General features: G+C 69.6%; 7 protein-coding genes. 4 read left to right on the top strand and 3 right to left on the bottom strand.

Annotated features, from left to right (window positions below):
• Window positions 1-63: 63 nt before the first annotated feature.
• Window positions 64-1,707, bottom strand: a complete 1,644-nt coding sequence (locus ACYR7D_RS19005) for an acyl-CoA synthetase (RefSeq protein WP_459545871.1) — start codon at window positions 1,705-1,707, stop codon at window positions 64-66.
• Between the two features lie 51 nt (window positions 1,708-1,758).
• A complete protein-coding gene (locus tag ACYR7D_RS19000; RefSeq protein ID WP_459545870.1) occupies window positions 1,759-2,610 on the bottom strand; it encodes an SDR family NAD(P)-dependent oxidoreductase in 852 nt (283 codons plus the stop codon).
• Between the two features lie 115 nt (window positions 2,611-2,725).
• Between ACYR7D_RS19000 and ACYR7D_RS18995 the strand changes: the two genes are divergently transcribed.
• The 3 genes from ACYR7D_RS18995 (at window position 2,726) to ACYR7D_RS18985 (ending at window position 5,464) form a co-directional block, all read left to right on the top strand.
• The gene (locus tag ACYR7D_RS18995) at window positions 2,726-3,724 is read left to right on the top strand and encodes an AraC family transcriptional regulator (protein WP_459545869.1); all 999 of its coding nucleotides are present in this window, start codon (window positions 2,726-2,728) and stop codon (window positions 3,722-3,724) included.
• 259 nt (window positions 3,725-3,983) lie between these two features.
• On the top strand, window positions 3,984-4,634 hold the full coding sequence (locus ACYR7D_RS18990; RefSeq protein WP_459545868.1) for an ABC transporter ATP-binding protein: 651 nt from the start codon (window positions 3,984-3,986) through the stop codon (window positions 4,632-4,634).
• The gene (locus tag ACYR7D_RS18985) at window positions 4,631-5,464 is read left to right on the top strand and encodes a hypothetical protein (RefSeq protein WP_459545867.1); all 834 of its coding nucleotides are present in this window, start codon (window positions 4,631-4,633) and stop codon (window positions 5,462-5,464) included. The genes ACYR7D_RS18990 and ACYR7D_RS18985 overlap by 4 nt, the downstream gene beginning before the upstream one ends.
• A 69-nt stretch (window positions 5,465-5,533) precedes the next feature.
• Here ACYR7D_RS18985 and ACYR7D_RS18980 read toward each other — a convergent pair whose 3' ends face one another.
• The gene (locus ACYR7D_RS18980) at window positions 5,534-7,552 is read right to left on the bottom strand and encodes a polyprenyl synthetase family protein (protein ID WP_459545866.1); all 2,019 of its coding nucleotides are present in this window, start codon (window positions 7,550-7,552) and stop codon (window positions 5,534-5,536) included.
• Between the two features lie 770 nt (window positions 7,553-8,322).
• Here ACYR7D_RS18980 and ACYR7D_RS18975 point away from each other — a divergent pair.
• On the top strand, window positions 8,323-24,969 hold the full coding sequence (locus tag ACYR7D_RS18975; RefSeq protein WP_459545865.1) for a type I polyketide synthase: 16,647 nt from the start codon (window positions 8,323-8,325) through the stop codon (window positions 24,967-24,969).
• The last annotated feature ends 21 nt before the right edge of the window (window positions 24,970-24,990 follow it).

Below are 24,990 nucleotides of genomic sequence, written 5' to 3'. Positions count from 1 at the left end.
CGGCCGCGTCACCACGACCGGGCGATCCGGTCGCGGTGACGCGGCGGGGGGGCGACGCCCGGGTCAGTCCATTTCCTGCAGCACCCGGCGCACGATCTTGCCGGTGGCATTACGCGGCAGTTCGTCCATGATGATCACATCACGCGGAACCTTGTAGCGGGCCAGGTTCGCTTTCACGTACGCCTTGATATCCGGGGCGCTCACGGTGGCCCCGGGAGCCGGGACGATGCACGCGCGCAAACGCTTTCCGAACTCGGCATCGGGCACACCGACGACCGATACCTCGTCGATATCGGGCCGGGCCGCGAGCAGGTTCTCGACCTCCAGCGGGTAGACGTTCTCACCACCGGACACGATCATGTCGTCGTCGCGACCGTCGATGTGCAGCAGCCCGTGCTCGTCGATCCGGCCCATATCACCCGTGGACATATAGCCCTCGATGAACTGCTTGTGGCGGCCGTCGGTGTAACCCTCGAACGGCGCACCACTGCGCACGAACACCCGACCGGAGACGTTCCGGGCGGTCACTCGGCGGCCTTCGTCGTCGAACAAGGCGATCTTGCACGTCACCGGGGGGCGGCCGACGGTACCCGGGGCGAGGCGCAGTTCGTGCGGCTGCGCCACCGTCGCCACCGCGACCTCGGTCGAACCGTAGAGGTTGTAGAGCACGTCACCGAAGGTGTCCTGCACACGGGTGGCCAGCTCCGGGGACAAGGCCGAGCCCGCCACGGCAATGGTTTTCAGCGCCGACAGGTCGTAGCGACCGATGACCTCCGGGCCGAGTGCCACCAGCCGATGCAGCATCGTCGGCACCGCCACCAGCATCTCGGCGCGGTGTTCGCTCACCGCACGCAGCGTCGCCTCGGCATCGAACCGGCGCATCACGACGGTCTTGTTGCCCAGGGCGGTGGCCACGCTCCACGTACCGAACCCGGTCGAATGGAAGATCGGCGACACGATCACCACACAACCCCGGCGCGGGAACGGAAGACGGTCCGAGATCATCGCGCTCGCCAGCGGTGACACCCGGGTGCGCGGCGCCCCCTTGGGCAGGCCAGTGGTACCGCTGGTGAGAATGATGAACCCGCCCGGGCGTGCCGGTGCCGGTGGCTGCCGACGGTCGCCACCGGCGACCAGCTGGTCCACGGTGAGCGCGCCCGCAGGTACCGTGTGGCCCTCGTCGACCCAGGTGAGAATGCGCGGCAGCGTCGGCGGCAGCGCGTCGAGGAGATCGGCGAACTCACTGTCGTGCAGCATGGCGCGCACGTTCTCGCGGGCAGCCACCTCAGCGAACTGCGGTTCGGCGAATCCGGTGTTCATCATGGCCAGCCGCAGACCGGCCCGGCCGGCCGCGCTGATCGCGAGTACCAGGCCGCGATGGTCGCGTGCCAGGACCCCGATCACCGAGCCTGCCGTCAGCCCCCGTGCCAGTAACGCATTGGCGAGGGCATTGGACTGCGCGTCGAGTTCGCCGTAGGTGAGCACACCACACTCGTCGGCGATTGCCGCCTGATGCGGATAGTAGCGCGCCCCCGCCATGATCAACGCCGCCTGCGGACCGTAGATCCGGTTCTCCCGGGCCATCCGCGCCACGCGATCGGGGCGCATCAGATCGATCACGCCACGCTGGTGCAGCCGGCCGACGGCGCGCAGCGTCTCGGCCGCGTCGCCGAGCCCGGTCACCAGACTCTCGAGGTTCGGTGCCATGAATGAAATACTCCTTGCGACAGTACTTTTCAGCAGGACAGCGGTGTTGCCTCAGCCTCGGTCCGCACGTTCGAGGTAGAGCGCCCGCTGCGACATATCCGCCTTGGACACGGTGTCGTGGCTGCCCAGCAACCGGCCGAACCGGATGCGCAGCCCCTCCGGCATCGAGGTGAGCAGCGCGATGGCGAATCCGCCGATACGCGGAACGACTCGCAATCCGCCCCGCCGGCGAGCCAGTGCGCCGACCACCGCGTCGGCGACGTCCTCGGGTTCGACGAAGCCGATCACCCGGGTGATCCGGTTCGGCGAGAGGCCGGCGATCAGCTGCGTATTGACGAAGGCCGGGCATATGGTGCTCACTCGCACGTCGAATTGCGCCAACTCCTGGTGCAGCGCCGAACTGAGGCCGACGACACCGAATTTGGTTGCCGCGTAGGTCGCGATATCGGGTGTGGCGACCAGGCCCAGAATGGAGGCCACGTTCACGATATGGCCGCGGCGCCGGTCGGCGAAACGCCGAGCGGCGAGTTTCGATCCGATGATCACCCCGCGCAGATTGATATCCAGCTGCCGGTCGGCCGTGTCCATCGACTCTTCGAGGAACGAGCCGGTCGGCATGATGCCGGCATTGTTGACCAACGCGTCCAGGCCGCCGAGTTCCGATTCGGCCCGGTCCAGGAAATTCTCGAACGACGCGGGATCACGCACGTCGAGCCGGACGCCGATCACCTCGGTACCCGTGGTGGCGGTGAGTTCCGCGGCCGTCGCCGCGAGCGTCTCGTCGTCGATATCGCCGATCACCACCCGCGCTCCCGACGCGGCGAGAGCCGTCGCAGTGGCTCGTCCGATACCCCGCGCACCGCCGGTGACCGCCACCCGCATGCCCTGGAGACGCTTACCCATATCCCACTCCTCGTTTGTGTCGTGTATCACGAGGCTAGGAAGCAAACCCCGCCCTAACCATGACCTAATCGGCCAAGACTTGTACTTTTCGGCCAGTCTGCCCCACGATGGGCCCATGAACATGCCGCGTGCCAGCAAGAGCGCCGCGATCCTGGTACAGATCGGCCTCACCCACGGCCTCACCCTGACCCAATGCCTCGACGGATCCGGTATCACCCTGTCCGTCCTGGACGACGCGAACGGCGAGGTCCTCGCCGCACAAGAACTACGGGTGGTCCAGAACCTCGTCACGCGCCTGGGTCACATTCCCGGCCTCGGTCTGTCCACGGGTGAGCGATACCACCTGGCCACCCACGGCATCTGGGCGTTCGCGGTGATGACGAGCCGCACCGTACGTGAAGCGCTGCGCATCGGCATCGAGCACATGGATATCGCGTTCTCGTTCGCCCGCTGGCGCGTTCAGGAAACCGCCACCGGCGCCACGGTGACGCTGGACTACTCGGCGGCACCCGCCGAGCTGCGGCAATTCCTGCTCGAACGCGACCTCGCCGAGCTCATCAACCTGGATCGCGAACTGCTCGGCGCGGCGGTGCCGCCGACGACCGTGGAACTGGCCTGCCCCGAGCCGGCCTACGCCACGCGGTTCACCGAGCTGCTCGGCGTCACCCCTCGCTTCGACGCACCGGCCAATCGGCTCACTCTCGCGCGTGAGATCTTGGAGCTGCCGCTACCCCAGGCCAATCCCCATGTCGCCGCGCTCGCCCGGCAGCAGGCCGCCGACACCATCCAGCGCCGGCGACGCCGTGACGGCACCGCGGCTCGCGTCCGCGCCGGTCTCCTGACCCGCGGCGTCACTGCCGCGCAGGAAGATATCGCCGCCGATCTCCGGATGAGCGTGCGCACCCTACGCCGGCGCCTCGAAGCCGAGGGCACCTCCTACCGTGGCCTGGTCGCCGAGACCCGTCACCTGCTCGCCGAGGAACTCCTCACCCTCGGCACCACCGTAGACGAGGTCGCCCGCCGCCTCGGCTACGCCGACGCTTCCGCCTTCACCCACGCTTTCACCCGCTGGACCGGCACCACACCGGGTCGCTTCGCCCGCGCCCGCCGGTGAATCCGAGCCGCCGTCCGGCCGCGCCCGATCCCACCCTGTGGCCATAGCCGGTCTCCTCCACCCGAGCACCTCGACCGCACCGAAATCTCCTTCTCCCGGGCGGTTTCGGGCACGGTCCCGGTCGGCTGGTTCAGCAGTCCGGCCGACCCACCGGACGGACAGCAGGCCCGGCCGCGCGATGCCCCGACCGGATTCGACCGCATACGCCTTGGGCGAAAACGGAATTCGCCTTCTCGTTCCCGGTTCGTTGATAGCATGCGTGCGGCGAACCGATCACTACGTCGGCGGAAGACAAGGGGCGTTGATGGAAGTGGAGGGCGTCCACCATTCGTACGGCCGGCGTTCGGTACTCCGCGGTATCGACATCGTGTTGCCCGCGGGGGCGCTGGTAGGAATCGTCGGCGAGAACGGGGTCGGGAAGTCGACGCTGTTGAAGATCCTCTCCGGGGAGCTGCGACCGGACCGCGGGGCGGTCCGGCATCGTGGGCGGTTCGGTTACTGCCCTCAGCAGGTGGTCCTCAACGATGCGTTCACAGTCCGTCAGCACCTGGACTTCTTCGCCGCCGCCTACGCGGTCCCGGACCTGCGTCGGGCCGAGAAAACCATGGAGATCCTGCGCTTCTGCGAGTATGCCGATGAACGAGTCGCAACGCTGAGCGGCGGCACCCGGCAGAAGCTCAACCTCACGCTCGCGGTGATGCACGATCCGCAGGTCCTGCTGCTCGACGAGCCGTATCAGGGTTTCGATTGGGAGACGTATCTACGTTTCTGGGATCTGGTCGCGGAATTCCGTGACACCGGGCGGTCGGTGCTGGTCGTCTCGCATCTGGCGCACGACACCGACAAGCTGGACCAGGTGTGGCGGTTGCGGGAGGGCATCCTCCGAAGCGGAGAGGAAACAACCGGATGAGCGACGGTATGCGGCTGTTCCTGATCGCTACACGCTACGGTTTGGTCGAGCACGCGCGTAACCGGTTCGCCATGGTGCTGGTGGCCGCCTTCGTTCCCCTGTTGATCACTCTGGTGCGCGTGGCTGTCACCGATATCGAAGTGCCGTTCCGGCTTCGGGACACGGGTCTCGTACTGCGCGCCGATGGTAACGAGCTCGCACAGATCAGCGGCGCCCTCACCGCGGTCTCGCTGATCATCGGATTCATGATGTTCGCGGCGACTTTCAGCAGCGGAACTTTCGACCGGCGGCTATCGATGGCCGGATTTCCCCGGACCGCGCTGGCTCTGGCGAAAATCGCCTGCCTGGTGGTGGCCTCGATGGGGGTTTCTCTCTATGCCACCGCGGTCATCTGCTGCTACTGGTCGCCGCAACGGCCCGTCGCACTCGCCGCGGCGCTGTTCTGCGCGGCGATGACCTACGGAGCGCTGGGGGTCGCCCTCGGCGCGTTACTGCGCCGCGAAGTGGAGGGTATGTTCGCCATCGCGATGATCAGCTGTTTCGACATGGCTGTGCAGAACCCCATCGCCAGCAGCGGCGCGGACAGCGAATTCGTCCGCTGGCTGCCTTCCTATGGCGCGATGCAGGCGTCGACCGCGGCCGGTTTCTCCGACACCACACCGTTCGCGGGTGTGGCCGTACAACTGGTCTGGTTCACCGCGAGCGCCCTTGCCGGACTGGTTGCTTTTCATCTACGCACCCGCTCGGCTCTCGGCCCCCCGCGGTGGATTCACCGCCCCGGATTCCGCGCTTCCGGGCAGGCGCGGTCCGGGCAGCCGGCGAAACGCTGAGCACTTACCCGGGCCGGCCGCACCGGTGGACGACCCGGGACAGACGCCTTGCCTCACCGGCCGCGGGTGCTACGAGACGGCGCGAGCCGGTTCGGCGGCCCGGTAGTAGACCTCCCGGCGCAAACGTTCCAGATCCGGCATCGCAGAGGCCGCGGAATGCGAGCTCGACGTGTATCTATCGCTCTCACGCCCCCAAAGGCCCATTCTCCCCATACTTCCGTACATCGCCGCGTAGTCCTTCCCACGCCCCGCCAGGCCGGGGAGCACACGGAAGAGCGTGGGAACATAGCGGAGCGCTGCCTCGAACTGGGCGCGATGCTCGGCGACCTGGCGCCGCACCTGCCCGACGGCTTCGTCGCGGGTACAACCCGTCTCGTGCCGTACCGCCCTGACCAGGTTGTAGGGGACTCGATCGGCCTCGTCCTGCGCCAATCCCACCAGGTCGTTCTCCACGAAGGTCACCCAGAAGCCGAGTTCCTCGAGACGGCGGATGACGGGGTGATCGCGCAGCGTCGTGGGCAGTTCCCGATCGTGGTACACCTCCATGACCGCGATGGCGGTTTCCAGCCCACTCGTCGACATCCGCAGTGGCAGATAGTCGGCGGTGGAGGGGATATAGCCGTTGATGCGGTGGTGCGCTTCGCGTTCGGCGGCCTCGAACCATTCCTCGACGCCGTCGAGGAACCGCTTCTGCCAGCGGGTGGAGCGGCCCTCACGCAGGCGCGGCCACAAGCTCGCCCACGCCGTCGGAATCGCGCCGGGCCGCCACGGCGACTCCGGGTCCTGTCGCAGGGTCGCCACCATGCCACGCCTCAGCGCGGTGACAGCGTCCGGATCGGTCAGTTGCGGATCCTCGAAGAGGTCGTCCCACATCAGGGCCAGCACGGCCATGCCGTAGGCGGCCTGCTCGCGGGTCGCGTCCGCCGCGGGGGCCAGGATCCGCGCCCGGCTCCGGATCGCTCCTGTCCACCGGTGGTAGCCGGCCTCGGCCGCGGAGGCGGCGAGACCGGTGTCCACCAACCAGCTGGTCAACCAGTTCGCGACCTGCGGTGGGAGACCGTCGGCAGGAGCCTCGGGGGCCCGTGCCGGGGGCCGGGAGACCGCGCGGCCCGAATTACGCCGGTCGAGGATCGAGCGGATATAGGCGGTCGCCGCTCGGCGGGCAGCCGAGGAAACGGACAGATCGGCGAGTCGGCCGGCGGCCTTGTCGACGAATTCGTCGGCGACAGCGCGTGCTTCGTCCACGGCCCCGGAGGCGATGACCAGTTCGCGGGCGCGGGTGGCTTGTTCGCCCGTCATCCCGCTGCGCAGCAGGCGGAGGAGGTCGCTGTTGCGGGTGGCCGCGCGGATCACCGGGAGCGTGTAGATACCTTCGGGCAGATCCGCGTTGACGGGCTTGCCCATTTCCTCGGCGGTCGAGGTCAGATCGAGGATGTCGTCGTAGAGCTGGTAGGCCAGTCCGAAGTACCGGCCGAACACGGCCAACGCCTCTTCTTCGTCCTCGGAGCGGCCGGCCTGCATCGCGCCCACCCGGCATGCCAGCGACAGCACCGCCGCCGTTTTACCGTCGATCGTGTCCAGGTAGGACTGCTCGCTGCGAGTGGACACGTAGAGGTCGGCGGCCTCGATCACCATGCCCGCGCACATCTGCTCGCCCGCGATCGTCGCCGCGAGGACCTCGCGCGGGCCGAGTTCGGCCAGTATGCGCAGGCCCGAGAACGTCACCGCGTCCCCACCCAATACGGCCATATGCGATCCCCACACCGCGTTGGCGCTGGGACGACCTCGCCGCTGGTCCGCGTGATCGATGACGTCGTCGTGATAGAGCGACCCCAGATGCATCAGCTCCACGGCGGCAGCGGCGCGCACCGCCCGGCCGGCGGCCGGCGTATCGGGATCGGTGAGCAGGTAGTACGACAGGAGGGTCAGAGTCGGGCGGACCAGGCGGCGAGAGGTGCCCGGCCCTTCGTCTGTGAGCGCGGTCAGTTCCGGTCTGCCTTCCAGTCGGACAGGTCCCAGAACGTCACGGACGCGGTCCAGGTCCGCCTCCAGATGTGGGAAAACAGCCGAATCTATTTCACGTGGCACGAGGGCACTCCTGACTGGCTGGATCGGTCGTCTACGACATCGCCGGTCAGTCTGTCACCACCGGTCCGCAAAGATGTTGGTATCGAACGATTTCGACGTTCACGCAACTGTCCGGCGACCGTTGTGGACCGAGCCTCGGATGGTGAGCCGGGCCGTTGAGGCGGGTGCGGGCCGGCACGGCAGTGTGGCAGCACACGCCTTCAGTTTCGATTTCACCACTCCGGGACATGGACGTTTGCTGCCGGATGGCTCATCGCTGCCCGTTCGGGCTTTCCCCTGCCCGCTTCCGGTTGTCGCCGTTGAGATTGTGACAGCAATCAAAAAAGACCGGTCGGTTGCATGAACATGATCGAACTGGCAAGCTGCTGGCAAGCAGGCGGAGGAGATGGGCCACCGCCGGCTTGCGGCAGGCAAGGGATTACGAATGAGCGTTGATCGACCCCCGGGTCTCGAGTCCGGAGACACCCGCACGTATGCCACGAGGTTGCGACGATTCACTATCAGGGTGGGTAACTCGTCGAAACGAGCGACTTCGCCGCTTCTCATCCGGCCGGCTGTTGCCGCCGAAACCATAGCCAGGGCCTGATTCCCAGCAGCCGGACAACTCGCCGACCGGCGCGAGATCACGCCATCTATCCGGCGGCCCCCGGCCGATCGAAAACCGACCGATCGGCCGGTTGCCGATCCGGCTCGCAACCGACCGATTCACCGAACCCGGTACGGCTACGCCTCCGGGTTTCTTCGCCGACCCTGAAACCGGGATGTGACACGTGGACACCGACAACAGCGCTTCCTCCGACCGCACACTGGAGTACCTCAAGAAGGTCACGGTCGAACTGCTCACCACCCGGGATGATCTGACCCGGCTGCGGGACAAGCTCGACGAACCGATCGCGATCGTCGGCATGGCGTGCCGCTATCCGGGTGGTGTGGAATCGCCCGAGCAACTATGGGACCTGGTCCGCTCCGGGGGCGATACCGTCACCGAGTTTCCCCGTGACCGCGGCTGGGATGTGGACGGGCTCTACGATCCCGATCCGGATCGCTTCGGCAAGACCTACACCCGATCCGGCAGCTTCCTGCGCGGCGTCGGTGATTTCGATGCCGGTTTCTTCGAGATCGGCCCGCGCGAGGCGGCCGCGATGGATCCGCAGCAGCGGTTACTGCTGGAAGTGGCATGGGAGGCGTTGGAGGACGCCGGGATCGATCCGGGCGCCCTGCGGGGCTCCGATACAGGTGTCTACACCGGTGTGATGTACCAGGACTACGACCACACCGCGCGAGCCGCCGGCCCGGCCGCCGAAGGGTACGGCGGTGTCGGCACTTCCGGCAGTGTGGTGTCCGGGCGGGTCGCCTACACCCTCGGCCTGGAAGGACCGGCCATCACGGTCGATACCGCGTGTTCGTCTTCACTGGTAGCGATCCACCTGGCATGCCAGGCACTGCGCCGGGGCGAGACGTCGATGGTACTGGCCGGCGGTGTGACGGTCATGTCCACACCCCAGCTGTTCATCGAGTTCGCCCGGCAGCGGGGACTGGCGCCGGACGGCCGCTGCAAAGCGTTCTCCGCGGCCGCGGACGGGGCCGGCTGGTCCGAGGGGGTCGGGCTGCTGGTCCTGGAACGGTTGTCGGATGCCCGGCGGCTGGGGCACAACGTCCTGGCGGTGGTGCGCGGTTCGGCGGTGAACCAGGACGGTGCGTCGAACGGGTTGACCGCGCCCAACGGTCCCTCCCAGGAGCGGGTGATCGCCGCGGCGCTGGCGGCGGCCGGGCTGGCACCCGCCGATGTGGATGCGGTGGAAGCGCACGGAACCGGTACGGCGCTGGGCGACCCGATCGAGGCGCAAGCGCTCATCGCGACCTATGGGCAGAACCGCTCGCAGCCCCTGCGAATCGGATCGCTCAAGTCCAATATCGGGCACAGTCAGGCGGCCGCCGGGGTGGGCGGGGTGATCAAGATGGTGCAGGCGTTGCGGCACGAGGAGCTGCCCGAAACGCTGCACGTCGACGAATTGTCGCCCCATGTGGATTGGTCGGCGGGCACGGTGCGCGTACTGACACGGCCGGAGCAGTGGCCGGCCGGAACGCGGGTACGGCGCGCGGGAGTGTCCTCGTTCGGGATCAGTGGCACCAACGCGCATGTGATCGTGGAGGAGGCGCCCGATACCGCCGAACCGGCCGCGGACGGGGCCGGGGAGACCGCCGATGCGCCGGCCGCCGTGTCCACCGAAGTGACCCCGCTGGTCGTGTCGGCCAAATCCGGACCTGCCCTGCGGGCTCAGGCCGAACGGCTGCGGCAGTGGTTGTCCGCCCATCCGGAGGCCGACCTCTGGAGTGTGGCCTCGGCTCTGCTGGAACATCGGGCCCGGTTCACGCGGCGGGCCACCGTGGTGGGCCGGGACCGGGCCGAATTGCTGGCGGGACTGGCGGACCTGGCCTCGGGCACGGTGTCGCCGGCGGTGGTGACCGGCTCGGTGGGTTCGGGGAAGACGGCGTTCCTGTTCACCGGCCAGGGTGCGCAGCGGGTGGGAATGGGTGCCGGTTTGTCCACGGCGTTCCCGGTTTTCGCACAGGCACTGGACGAAGTGTGCGAACAATTCGATGCGCTGCTGGGCGGGTCGCTGCGCGAGGTGATGTTCGCGGATCCGCAGGGTGTGCTGGAACGGACGGAGTGGACGCAGCCGGCCCTGTTCGCGTTCGAGGTGGCCTTGTTCCGCCTGATCGAGTCGTTCGGTCTCGCACCGGACACGGTGGCGGGACATTCGATCGGCGAACTGGTCGCGGCATACGTGGCGGGTGTCTGGTCGCTGGCGGACGCCTGTGCGCTGGTGGCGGCCCGCGGCCGGTTGATGGGTGCGCTGCCCGAGGGTGGGGCGATGCTGGCCGCCGCCGTCACCGAGGATCGTGCGCTCGAGATCGTGGCGGCTTTCGGGGATCGGCTCGCGCCGGCCGCTGTCAACGGCCCCACCTCGGTGGTGTTCTCCGGTGACGCCGACGCCGTGGCGGAGGTGGAACGCCGGCTCTCCGCCGAAGGTGTGCAGACCTCGCGGCTGCGGGTCAGTCACGCGTTCCATTCGCCTCGGATGGACCCCGTGCTGGCCGAGTTCCGCACTGTCGCCGAGCGGTTGACCTATCGTCAGCCGACTCTGGCACTGGTATCGACCGTGTCCGCCGGTGGCGCCGCGACAGCGGTGACCGATCCCGGCTACTGGGTGGAACAGATCCGCGGTTGCGTCCGGTTCGCACCCGGAGTGGACGCGCTGGTGGCCGCCGGGGTACGACGGTTCGTCGAGGTGGGCCCGGACGCGGTGCTCACGGCGATGTCGCGCGAATGCCTGGCCGAACATCCGGAGGCGGAGGCCGAGTCGGTGGTGGTGGCCGCGTCCCGGCGGTCGGCCGACGAGGTGAGCCAGTTCGTCACCATGCTGGCCCGGACCGGCGCCGCCGGCCTGGAGGTGGACTGGCGGCCCTTGTTCGCCGACCGGGAGATCCGCCGCGTAGCGCTGCCCACCTATGCGTTCCAGCGGCAACGGTACTGGCTGGAACCGCTGAGCCGGGGAGCGGCACCGGGAACTTCCGATCACCCGATCCTGACCGGTGTGGTCCCGCTGGCGGGCAAGGACGAATGGCTGTTCACCGGCCGGCTCTCGGTGACCGATCAGCCCTGGCTGGCCGATCACAGCGTATTCGGTTCCCTCGTGGTGCCGGGGACCGCGTTCGTGGAGCTGGTACTCACCGCGGGGGCGCGGCTGGACACCGGTTCCGTCGAGGAACTGCTGCTGGAGAGTCCGCTGGTGCTCACGGGTGATACCCCGGTGGAGATCCAGGTGGGCGTGGCGCCCGCCGACGAAGCGGGCCGGCGCCGGTTCTCCGTTCACTCCCGGGTGACCGAGGACGGCGGTATCACCGGTGGCGAGTGGAGCACACACGCCAGTGGTGTACTGGCCCCCGTTTCCGAGGCCGTCCCGGCCTGGGTCACCGCGGAAACGCAGCGGGACCGGCCGCCCGCCGAGGCGGAACTCCTCGCCTGTGACGCGCTCTACGACCAGCTCGCCGAGCTGGGTTTCGGCTACGGTCCGGCGTTCCAGGGATTACGGTCGGTGCGGCGGGATGCCGGGGATCTGCTCGCCGAGGTGGCGCTGACCGACGACGCCGGTACGGCGGCGGCGTACGCCATCCATCCCGCCCTGTTCGATGCCGCGTTCCACGCGGCCATCACCGAACTCGCGCGGGATCTGCCGGCGGGCCGGCTACCACTGCCGTTCTCGTTCGGCGGGGTTCGGCTGTATTCCCCCGGGGCTGCGGCCGTCCGGGTGCGCGTCATACCGACCGGATCCGGCCGGATCCGGCTCGTCGCGGTCGACGACACCGGTGCTCCGGTGCTCGGTATCGACTCGCTGATCTCCCGTCCCGTGGACGCCGAAGCGTTACGTGGCGCGGCCGGAAACCGTCCGGCGCTGGCGGAGGTCGAATGGGTACCGGTATCGGCCGGGTTCGGCCATTCGGCGGTACCGGTGGCGGTGCTGGGAACCAGCGCGGTCTCCGCGGCCGGCGGCCGGTTCGCCGACCTGGCCGAGCTGCTGACCGCGGAGACGATGCCCGAAGTCGTGGTATGGGCGCCGGTCGGTGGCGATACCGGCGCCGACGACACTGTCGCTCGCGCGCACACCGGGGTCACCGCGACGCTGGAGCTGTTGCGTCGGTGGCAGGCCGAACCCCGGTTATCGGCCGCGCGGCTGGTCGTGCTGACCCGGGGCGCCGCCACGGTATCCGGTGAGTCACCGGATCCGGCCGCGGCGGCTGTCGCCGGTTTGCTGCGCAGCGCGCAGTTCGAGCACCCGGGCCGGTTCGTACTGCTCGATACGGCACCGGGCGCGGACCCGGACGAGGAGACGGTCGCCGCCGCGGCGGCTTCGGAAGAACCGGAGCTGGCGGTCCGCGACGGGGTGCGGTACGTGCCCCGGCTGCGACGCCGGGCCGGACGGGCCGCAGCGGCGGCACCGGACTTCGGCCCGGGCTCGGTATTGATCACCGGCGGCACCGGTGGGCTCGGCGCCGAGGTGGCCAGGCATATCGTGGTCGCGCACGGAGTGCGCCGCCTGGTCCTGGTCTCCCGCCGTGGCGACCGCGCCCCCGGGGTAGCCGAGCTGGTCGGTGAGCTGGCCGCGGCCGGTGCGCGGGTACGGGTGGCCGCATGCGATATCGGTGATCGCGCCGCGCTGGCCGCGCTGCTGGCGGATCTCACCGGCGAATTCGCCCCGAGCGCGGTGATCCATTCGGCCGGTGTTCTCGACGACGGCACTGTCGAAACCCTGACCGCCGAACAGCTGGATCGGGTGCTGGCGGCGAAAGCGGATGCCGCGTGGAATCTGCACGACGCCACCCGTGACCGGGAGCTGGCCGCCTTCGTGTTGTTCTCCTCCCTGGCGGGTGTCGCGGGGTCACCCGGGCAGGGCAATTACGCCGCGGCGAACGCCTTCCTGGACGCGCTGGCAACCCGGCGGCACGCGGCGGGCCTGCCCGCGGTGTCGATCGCATGGGGTTCCTGGAACCAGGGCAGCGGTATGACCAGCGCGCTGGACGACACCGCGATGTCCCGGATGGCGCGGATGGGGGTACGCCCACTCGCTACCGCCGACGGCCTGGCCCTGTTCGATCGGGCGACCGAGGCCGCCGCGCCGTTGGTCGTCGCCACCGATTTCGATACCGAAGCACTGGCGGCGCGGGCACGCGAGGGCTCACTCCCCCGGCTCCTGCACGCGATGGTGACCGTGCCGGTCCGGCGGGCGGCGGACACCACTGGTTCACTGGCGCGCCGGCTGGCTGCTGCCGCGCCGGCCGAGCACGAGGCCATCGTTCTCTCGGTGGTGTGCGCGGAGGCGGCCGGCGTGCTCGGGCATATCTCCGCCGACGCGATCGATCCTGCCGCGCCGTTCAGTGAGCTGGGTTTCGACTCGCTGGCCGGGGTCGAGTTCCGCAACCGGCTGGGCAAGGCGACCGGCGTACAACTACCGTCGACCCTGGTTTTCGATCACCCGACCGCCACAGCGGTGGCCGCATTCGTGCTGTCGCGGGTCGGCGAGCTCGAGTCCGCTGGCACCCGGCCGGTGAACCGGGTGGTACGCCGGGTCCGGACCGATGAACCGATCGCGATCGTCGGTATGGGCTGCCGCTATCCGGGCGGTATCGAATCACCTGCCCAGCTGTGGGATCTGGTGGCCGCCGGAACCGACGCGATCACCGGCTTCCCCGCGGACCGGGGCTGGGATCTGGACCGGTTGTTCCATCCGGACCCCGACAACCCGGGTACCTCCTATCTGCGTTACGGCGGGTTCCTCACCGATGCGGGCCATTTCGATGCCGGATTCTTCGGTATCGGCCCCCGGGAGGCGGCGGCGATGGATCCGCAGCAGCGGTTGCTGCTGGAGGCGTCGTGGGAGGCACTCGAGCACGCGGGACTCGACCCGGCGTCGTTGCGGGGCAGCGATGTGGGTGTGTTCACCGGCGTCTCGTACCTGGACTACGAGGAGATCGCCAAGGCCTCGGGTGCCGGTGTCGAAGGCTATATCGGCACCGGTTCGGCGAGCAGTGTCGCCTCCGGGCGGGTGGCGTACGCCTTGGGTCTGGAGGGCCCGGCGATCACCGTGGACACCGCCTGTTCGTCCTCACTGGTGGCCATTCATCTGGCCGCTCAGGCATTGCGCCAGGGCGAGTGCTCGATGGCGCTGGCCAGTGGTGCCGCGGTGATGTCGACGCCGTTCCTGTTCACCGAGTTCTCTCGTCAGCGAGGCCTTTCGCGGGACGGCCGGTGCAAGGCGTTCTCGGCGGCCGCGGACGGAGTCGGCTGGTCCGAGGGCGTGGGCGTCCTGGTACTGGAACGACTGTCGGACGCACGCCGACTGGGCCACGACGTACTGGCAGTGGTCCGGGGCTCCGCGGTGAACCAGGACGGCGCCTCCAACGGCTTGACGGCACCGAACGGCCCCTCCCAGGAACGAGTCATCGCGGCAGCCCTGGCCGCCGCGGGCCTGGCACCCGCGGACGTGGACGCGGTAGAAGCACACGGCACGGGCACCCCCCTGGGCGACCCCATCGAAGCGCAGGCCCTGATCGCGGCCTACGGGCAGGACCGGACCGAACCGCTGTGGATCGGATCGCTGAAATCGAACATCGGGCACAGTCAAGCGGCCGCCGGGGTGGCCGGGGTGATCAAGGTGGTGCAGGCGCTCCGGCACGGGAAGCTGCCGAGGACACTGCATGTGGACGCGCCGTCGCCGCATGTGGATTGGTCGGCGGGTACGGTGCGGCTGCTCACCGAGGATCGGTCGTGGCCGGGTTCGGCGGACCGGGTGCGCCGGGCCGGGGTCTCCTCGTTCGGGATCAGCGGTACCAACGCCCACGTCATCATCGAGGAAGCACCCGCCGGACCGGTGGCCCCGGCGGTGCCGGTGGGCGACGGCCCCGGTCCGGCCACGGAATCGGTGCCGCTACTGCTTTCGGCGAAGACGGTGCCGGGGCTGCGCGCCCAGGCGGCGCGGTTGCGCGACTGGCTGCTCGCGCATCCGGAAGCGGAACTACCGGATATCGCGTACTCGCTGCTGACCACTCGTTCTCGGCTGAATCGGCGCGGGGTGGTGGTTGCCGGGGACCGGGAGTCGGCCCTGGCGCGGCTGGCGGATCTGGCCACCGGTTCGACCGGTGTGGGCGTCGTCGACAGCGCACCCGGCGACGGGAAGATCGCGTTCCTGTTCACCGGGCAGGGCGCCCAGCGACCGGGTATGGGGGCCGGACTGTATTCGGCCTTCCCGGTCTTCGCCGCCGCCTTCGACGAGATCTGCGCCGAGTTCGATCAGCTGCTCGGCCCGGGGCCGGACGGTGCCGGGCTGAAGGACATCGTCTTCGGTTCGGCCGATCAGGAGTCGATCCATCGGACCGAATACACCCAGCCGGCGTTGTTCGCCTACGAGGTGGCGCTGTTCCGGCTGGTGGAGTCGTTCGGAATCGGCCCGGACATGCTGATCGGGCATTCGATCGGCGAACTGGTCGCCGCGTACGTGGCCGGGATGTGGTCGACCGCGGACGCGTGTGCGCTGGTGGCGGCGCGCGGCCGGCTGATCGGTGCGTTACCGCCGGGAGGCGCGATGCTGGCCGCGGCGATCTCGCAGCCGCGCGCGGACGAGATCATCGCCCCCTTCGGGGAGCGGCTGTCGGTCGCCGCTGTCAACAGTCCCTCGGCGGTCGTGTTCTCCGGTACCGAGGACGCTGTCACCCAGGTGGAGGCGCTGCTGTCCGCCGAGGGAGTGCGGGTCTCCCGGCTGCGGGTGAGCCACGCCTTCCACTCCGGCTCGATGGATCCCGTACTGCCCGAGTTCGAGAATGTGGCGGCCGGGGTGAACTACCGCCGTCCGCTGCTGCCGGTGGTGTCCACCGTGTTCGGTGTGGTCGGCGGTGAGGCTTTCGCCGATCCGATGTACTGGGTGGGTCATATCCGGGATACGGTGCGGTTCGCCCCCGGCGTCGACCATCTGGTGGACAGCGGGGTGACACGGTTCCTGGAAATCGGCCCGGACGCCGTACTCGGTGCGATGACCGGACAGTGCCTGCCCGCGGACGTGGCGTCGAAGGCTCTGGTGGCGTCCGCCGGCCGGCGCGGCGCCGACGAGGTGACGCACTTCCTGACGTTCCTCGGCCAGGCGTACAGCGCGGGTATCGAGGTCGATTGGACGCCGCTGTTCGCCGGCCACCCACCGGCGCGGGTCGAACTGCCCACCTACGCCTTTCAACGGCAGCGCTACTGGCTGCACGCCGGCCGCCCGGCCGCCCTGGGCGGATTCGGCCATCCGATCCTGACCGAGGCCGTACCGGTGGCCGGTAGGGACGAGTGGTTGTTCACCGGAAAGCTGTCCGATCCGGGCCAGCCATGGGTCGCCGAACACCTGGTGTTCGGCACACCGGTGGTGCCGGCGACCACCTATCTGGAAATGGCATCGGCGGTCGGGGCGCGGCTCGGCGCCGAGGTGATCGAGGAACTGCTGCTCGACATTCCACTGGTGCTCACCGACAACCCGGTCGATATCCAGGTCGCGGTGGAAGAGGCCGGGCCGGACGGCCGCCGCCGCTTCACCGTCTACTCCCGCTCGGAGCGGACCGAGGACACCGAGGCCTGGGTCGCGCATGCCGGTGGTGTGCTGGCCGAAGCCGAGAGCACCCCCGATATCGCCACCGGGTGGGGCGAGGTGTGGCCGCCGGAGCACGCCGAGCAGCTCGATGTGGCCGACCTGTACCACCGGATCTCCGGGCTGGGTATGGAGTACGGGCCGGTATTCCGTGGGGTACGCGCGGCCTGGCGGCGTGGGCAGGAGATGTTCGCCGAGGTCTCGCTCGACGACGCGATGGCCCCACAGGCGGGCGGCTTCGGGATCCACCCGGCGTTGTTCGACGCCTGCCTGCATCCGGCGCTCGACTTCGTCATGGACGATATCCCCACCGACCGGGTTCCGCTGCCGGTGCGGTGTGCCGATGTGCGCTTGGCCAGAGCCGGTTCCGGACCCCTGCGGCTGCGGATCGATTGGCACGGTGGCTACGGGATCCGGTTGGAGGCCGTCGACGAGGCCGGCGACCCGGTGCTGAGCGTCGATTCGGTGGTGGTTCATCCGGTCGAACGGCGCACGGTGGAGCGGGTCCGTTCGGCGGGCGTCCTGCCGCTGTACGGCCTGGAGTGGTTGCCGGTTCCGGCGGCGACCGAGGTGCCCGAGGCGTCGGTGGCGGTGCTCGGCGGGGCCGTTGTCGCCGGGGTCGAGCAGCGGTTCGCCGATACCGGTGCGGCTGCCGGAGCGGCGCGGGGGCCGGCGGCACCCGACGCGGTGGTGTGGTTCGCCGAAACGGTGCCCTATGCCGCCGAGACGATGCCCGCCGCGGCCCGGCGCGGGGTCCGGGAGACGCTCGGCCTGGTGCGATCCTGGCTGGCCGAGACCGGACCGGCCCGCACCCGGCTGGTGGTGGTGACACACCGGGCGATGGGCCCGGCCGGGGAATCACCCGACCCGGCGGCGGCGGCGATCGCCGGACTGGTGCGCAGCGCGCAGGCCGAACATCCCGGCCGGATCGTCCTGCTCGACCGGGACGGCGAGCTCGACCGGCGGATCGTCTCGGCGGCCGTCGCCGCGGACGAACCCCTGCTGGCAGTACGCGACGGTGCGCTCTCGGTGCCGCGTATGAGTCGCCGTCCCGCCGCGGTGGACGCCGCGCCGATGTCGTTCGGCACGGGCACGGTGCTGATCACCGGCGGCACCACCGGTCTGGGCGCCCTGGTGGCACGGCATCTGGTCACGGCGCACGCGGTGCGCCGGCTGCTGCTGATCTCCCGCCGGGGCCGCGCCGCCGAGGGGGTACCGGAGCTGGCGGCCGAGGTGGCCGCGCTGGGAGCCGAGGTGGAGGTGGCCGCCTGTGATGTGGCGGATCGAGATGCCCTGGCGCAGGTACTGGCACAACTGCCGCCCGAGTTCCCGTTGTCGGGGATCGTGCACGCGGCCGGGGTGGTGGACGACGGCACTGTCGAGAGCCTGACCGCCGACCAGATAGAGCGGGTGTTCCGGCCGAAGGTCGACGGGCTGTGGTCGCTGCACGAGGTGGCCGATTCCGCCGGGGTCTCGGCGTTTGTCGTCTTCTCGTCCATGGCCGGGGTGGCGGGGGCGCCGGGCCAGGGTAACTACGCGGCCGCGAACGCCTTCGCGGATGCGATGGTGGCGCTGCGGAGCGCAGCCGGGCTACCGTCCGTATCGATCGCCTGGGGCCCGTGGAACGCGGGCACCGGTATGACCGCCGAACTCGGCGCGCCCGGTTTGGCGCGACTGCGCCGGATGGGTTTACAGCCGCTGGAGGACGCGGCCGGGCTGATGTTGTTCGACGCCGCTGTGGCGGGTCCGGACGCCTTGGCCGTGGCCGCCGATTTCGATATCACCGGACTGACCGAGCTCGCCGGCGCGGGTTCGCTGCCGAACGTACTGAGCATGCTGGTGGCCGCGCCTACGCCCGGATCCCTTCCGGACGCGGCGCCGCTCGGACGACTGGCCACCGTCGCGGCTGCCGAGCGGGACGAGGTCGCGCTGTCGGTGGTGCGCGAGAACGCGGCCGCGGCGCTGGGGCACGGTTCGGTCGAGGCGATCGAGCCGGATATACCGTTCACCGACCTGGGTTTCGACTCCCTGGCCGGGGTCGAATTCCGCAATCGGCTCGCCAAGGCCACCGGATTGCAGCTGCCCGCCACCCTGGTCTTCGACCATCCGACCGCGCGGGCGGTGGCGGCGTTGCTGGTCTCGCTGGTCGATGACGCGCCCGGTGCCCGGAATCCGGCACCGAAGGCATTGCGCCGCGGCCGCACCGACGAGCCCATCGCCATCGTCGGAATCGGTTGCCGTTATCCCGGTGGCGTTTCCTCCGCAGCGCAGCTGTGGGACCTGGTGGCCGCCGGTGCCGATGTGATCACCGGTTTCCCCACCGACCGGGGCTGGGATCTGGAACGGTTGTACAACCCGGACCCGGATGTCCCCGGCACTACATATGTGCGTGAGGGTGGTTTCCTCACCGACCCCGGTGGTTTCGATCCCGGCTTCTTCGGAATCGGGCCGCGCGAGGCGACGGCGATGGATCCGCAGCAGCGGCTGATGCTCGAAGCCGCCTGGGAGTCGCTGGAAGACGCCGGTATCGACCCGATATCGCTGCGTGGAAGTGATACCGGCGTATACGTCGGTGCCACTCCTTCCGGCTACGGCGAGCGGGTCGTGGGCGAGAACGAGGGGTTCCGGATGACCGGCAACTCCGAAAGTGTGATCTCCGGCCGCGTCGCTTATGTTCTCGGGCTCCAGGGTCCGGCGATGACCGTGGACACCGCCTGCTCTTCCTCGCTGGTCGCCCTGCATCTGGCGTGTCAGGCCCTGCGCAACGGTGAGACATCGCTGGTGCTGTCGGCCGGAGTCACCGTCTCCGGTAGTCCCGAGTTCTTCGTGGACTTCGCCCGGCAGCGGGGCCTGGCGCCGGACGGCCGGTGCAAGGCGTTCTCGGCGGCCGCGGACGGAGTCGGCTGGTCCGAGGGCGTGGGCGTCCTGGTACTGGAACGACTGTCGGACGCACGCCGACTGGGCCACGACGTACTGGCCGTGGTCCGGGGCTCCGCGGTGAACCAGGACGGCGCCTCCAACGGCTTGACGGCACCGAACGGCCCCTCCCAGGAACGAGTCATCGCGGCAGCCCTGGCCGCCGCGGGCCTGGCACCCGCGGACGTGGACGCGGTAGAAGCACACGGCACGGGCACCCCCCTGGGCGACCCCATCGAAGCGCAGGCCCTGATCGCGGCCTACGGACAGGACCGGACCGAACCGCTGCGGATCGGATCGCTGAAATCGAACATCGGGCATTCGGTGGCGGCGTCCGGCGTAGGTGGCGTGATCAAAATGGTGCAGGCGCTACGGCACGGCATGCTGCCGAAAACCCTGCACGCCGACGAGCTCTCCCCGAAAGTGGATTGGTCGGCGGGTGCGGTGCGGGTGCTGACCGAGCCCGAGCCGTGGCCCGCCGCGGCCGGACGGATGCGCCGGGCGGGGGTCTCCTCGTTCGGGATCAGCGGTACGAACGCGCACGTGATTCTCGAGGAAGCTCCCACGACTCGTACGGCACCCGGGCCAACCGTGCCGGACGAAACGAACCCGGACGTGCGGGTGGCGGCGGTACCGCTGCTGGTATCGGCGAAATCCGAGGCGGGTCTGCGCGCCCAAGCCGATCGACTGCGGCAGTGGCTGGCCGCGACCCCGGAGACCGGCGATCTGTGGCGGGTGGCCTCCTCGCTGGTCGGTAGCCGAGCGCAGTTGGACTGGCGTGGCGCGGTCATCGGGCACCACCGCGACGAGGTGCTGAACGGCCTGGCGGAGCTGGCTTCGGGCGCCTCGGCTGGGCGGGTGGTGTACGGGAAGGCACGCGCGGGTCGCACCGCGTTCCTCTTCACCGGGCAGGGCGCGCAGCGAGCCGGAATGGGCGCGGAGCTGTATCGCGACTTCCCGGTGTTCGCCGCCGCACTGGACGAGGTGTGTGCCCAGTTCGATCCCCTGCTCGGGCGGTCGCTCCGGGACCTGATGTTCGCCACGGACCAGGCGGATCTGCTCGGCCGCACCGAGTTCACCCAGCCTGCGTTGTTCGCCTTCGAGGTCGCGATGTTCCGTCTGGTGGAGTCGTTCGGGATCGTCCCCGACGTCCTGGCCGGACATTCCATCGGCGAGCTCGCGGCCGCGTATGTGGCCGGGGTGTGGTCGCTGGCGCACGCCTGCGCGCTGGTGACCGCACGAGGCCGGCTGATGGGTGCGCTCCCGGCGGGCGGGGCGATGCTCGCGGCGGCGACCACCGAAGAGCGAGCCGAGCTGTTGCTGGAGGGCCACCGCGACGACCTGTCGATCGCGGCGGTGAACGGGCCGCTCTCGGTGGTGTTCTCCGGAACCGCCGACGCCGTCGACGCCGTGGCGAAACTGTTGGACGACGCCGGAGTCAGAACCTCGCGGCTGCGGGTGAGCCATGCATTCCACTCGGGACTGATGGATCCGATGCTGGCGGAATTCCGCTCCGTCGCGGGATCTCTGGTATATCGGGAGCCCGCCATCCCGATCGTTTCCACACTCTCGGGAACCGGCGCCGGTAGCGAGATCACCGAGCCGGAGTACTGGGTGAACCAGGTGCGCGGATGTGTCCGCTTCGCCGCCGCTGTGGATACGCTGGCTGCTTCCGGAGTGCGGCGTTTCGTGGAACTCGGGCCGGACGCGGTGCTCACCGCGATGACCCGCGAATGCCTGGCCGACGCCGAGACCGAAACCGAATCGCTGGTGGCGGCCACTTCCCGCCGCACGGCCGATGAGGGCACTCAGTTCGTGACCTTCCTGGCCCAGGCACGGGTATCGGGCCTGCCGGTGGTGCTGGATCCGCTGTTCGCGGGCCGGGACACCCGGCGAGTCGCGCTGCCGACCTATGCCTTCCAGAATCAGCGGTACTGGCTGGAGCCGGGACCGGAAGCCACCCGGCCGGTATCGGGTCATCTGCTCACCGAGGTCGTGCCGGTTGTCGGACGAGACGAATGGCTGTTCACCGGCCGCTTCTCCACCCGCACCCATCCGTGGCTGGCGGATCATGTGGTATTCGGGTCCGCCCTGCTCCCCGGCACCGGTTTCGTGGAGATGGCGCTGTATGCCGGGAGCCGTCTGGGCATGGACACGATCCAGGAGCTGGTGCTCGAGTCACCGATGCTGTTCGACGACGACACCCCGCTCGACGCGCAGGTCGTCGTCGAACCGGCCGACAGCACCGGTCGCCGGCGGTTCGTGATCCATTCCCGGCCCGTCGGGGCCGAGGCCGCCGACGACACCGACTGGATCACCCATGCGATCGGCACGCTGGCCCCCACCGGCTCGGTTCCGGGTGATACGCAGTGGGACGGACAGGTGCCCGCGGACGGGGTGCGGCCGCTGGACCCTGGTCGGCTGTACGAACAACTGGCCGCGATCGGCTTCGGTTACGGTCCGGCTTTCCAAGGTGTCCGGGCGGCATGGAGTGCCGATGACGTGATGTATGCCGAGGTGGCGCTGCCCGACAGCACCGCGGCTCGGGAGTACCGGATTCATCCGGCGCTGCTGGACGCGAGTATCCACCCGTCACTGGACCGGCTCGACGATCCGGGCCGGGTTCCGCTGCCCTTCTCCTACACCGGGATCCGGCTGTACCAGGCGGGTACGGATGTCGTACGCGTTCGGATCGGCGTCACCGATCAGACCAATACCGCCCGGCTCGATCTCACCGATATCCACGGCGCGCCCGTCCTGACGATCGCCGCGGCGCTGGCCCGCCCGGTCGATATCGAGACACTGAACCGTTCCCGGGCCACCGCCGTCCCGCTCTACACCCGCGGGTGGAAGACGGTGCCGCTCCCGGCCGCCGCACCGGGAACCGCGGTGGCGGTGCTCGGCTCGGCCCTGGTGCCGGGGTCGGTGCGTACCCAGCAGGACCTCACCGCACCGGCCACCGTCGCGGAGGCAGCGGGACTGGTCGTCTGGGACTCCGGTGAGGTGACGGTCACCGGTGATCCGGCCCAGGCCGCACGGCTTCGGGTCAGCGCCACCCTGACGCTGGTCCGCGACTGGCTGGCCGACGAACGCACCGAGCGCGCCACCCTCGTGGTCGTCACCCGCTGCGCCGCCGACCTGCCCGGCGAACCCGGTGACCCGGTGAACGCGGCGGTCGCCGGCCTGATCGATTCCGCGCAGGCGGAGTATCCGGACCGGATCGTCCAGCTCGATCTGGACGAGGGGACCGCACCGAGCGCGGACCTGATCCGCGCGGTCGCCGGGGTCGGTGAACCCCGCGTCGCCGTCCGCGGTTCCGCGGCCCTGGTGCCGCGGATGGTCAAGGCCGTGGCGGATACCGAACCGGTGTCGTTCGGCACCGGTTCGGTCCTGATCACCGGTGGCACCGGTGGACTGGGCGCGTTGCTGGCCCGGCACCTGGTGGCCGCGCACGGGGTGCGGCGGCTGCTGCTGGTGTCCCGGCGCGGACCGGCCGCCGACGGGGCGGACGAACTGGTCGCCGAACTCACCGCGGCGGGTGCTCAGGTGCGGGTCGCCGCGTGCGATACGGCGGATCGCGCGGCATTGGGCGATCTGCTGCGCACCGTGCCCGCCGAGTATCCACTGACCGCTGTGGTGCACACCGCCGGCGTGATCGATGACGGCACCATCGAGACCTTGACCGCCGATCAGGTGCACCGGGTCATGCGACCGAAAACCGATACCGCGGTGAACCTGCACGAATTGACCCGGGATTCGGAGCTGTCGGCCTTCGTCCTGTTCTCCTCGGCCGCACCGCTGCTCGGCGGGCAGGGCCAGGGCAACTACGCGGCGGCGAATGCCTTCCTCGACGCACTGGCCCATCAACGCCGCGAAGCCGGCCTGCCCGCGCATTCGCTGGCCTGGGGGTTGTGGACCGTCGGCATGGGCAGCGCGCTCGGCGGAGAAGGCGCCGAGCAGATCGTGCGCCAGATCCGTACCCGGCTCGGGTTGGTGCCGATCACCGGCGGATCGGGCATGGAGCTGTTCGACAAGGCCCTCGGCACCGGCCGTGCCCTGGTGCTGACCGCACTGCTGGATATGCCCGCGCTCGGCGAGCTCGCGGGCACCGGCGCGTTACCCCACTTGTTCCGGGATATCGTTCGCGCTCCGGTGGCGACGCCGTCGGCCGAGGAGACGGGATCGCTGGCCCGGCGGCTGGCGGCCGTTGCCGAGTCCGAACGGTACGACCTGGTGCTGCACGAGGTCCGGGCGCTGGTGGCCACCGTGCTGGGCCATGCCTCGGCCGAGGCGGTGGACCCGGACGCGTTGTTCACCGAACTCGGGTTCGACTCACTGGGCGGTGTGGAATTCCGCAACCGGCTCGCCACGATCACCGGACTGACCCTGGCGTCCACGCTGGTGTTCGAATATCCGTCCCCGGCCGCGGTGGCCGAGACACTGACCGAGCAGCTCAGCGGCCTCGTCGGGGCCGGCGGCGAGGCGGCGCCGGCGATCCCGGGCTCCACTGCGCCCGGGATCCTCACCGGGCTGGTCACCGAGGCACTCCGGCGAGGGGACGCGAAGGTCACCCTGCCGGTGCTGATGCAGACCGGCCGGCTCATCGTCGAGCTGGACGAGCCGGCCGAGCGCCTGGTCGCGCCGAAACCGATGCTGCTGGCGCGCGGCGGGACCGGGCCCGAGCTGGTCTGTATCCCGTCGTTCGTGGTCGGTAACGGTCCGCACCAGTTCGGCCGGCTGGCCCGGGAACTCGGTTCCGAGTTCGGGATGACCGCGCTCTGGCTGCCCGGTACGCGAGCGGGCGAATCGTTGCCGCCGAACTGGGAGGCCCTGCTGGACTGTCTCGCCGACATCACCCTCGACACGGTCGGAGCAAATCCGTTCGCGCTGGTCGGCTACTCGATCGGTGGCGCGATCGCGCACGGATTGGCCGGACGGCTCGCCGAACGCGGCCGGGCGCCGATGGGCGTCGCCATGATCGATACCTATTCGCCCGACAGCGAAGAGGACAACCTCGAGGTGTTCGGCAGTGCGCTGGAAGTGGCCTTCAGCCACGAACTGGTGACGGTCGACGATCGTGGCCTGGTGGTGATGGCGCACTACGGCCAGGTCTACGGGGGCCGCGCGGCGAAGCCGATTTCCGAGCCCACGCTGCTGCTACGGGCCACCACCCCGATGCCGGGGCTCTCGGATATGGCGGTACCGGTGCCGGACTGGCAGCACGCCGGTCCGACGGTGCGGATCACCGCCGACCATCTGTCCGTGCTCGACGAGGCCGCAGCCGATGTGGCGACACATCTCCGGCAGTGGCTACGTGGCTGCTGACGAACACGAACCAGTTCAGTA

The sequence above is a fragment of the Nocardia sp. X0981 genome (assembly GCF_977089955.1).
The sequence above is the reverse complement of the archived record's forward strand: the minus strand, read 5'-3'. Positions and strand labels throughout refer to the sequence as shown.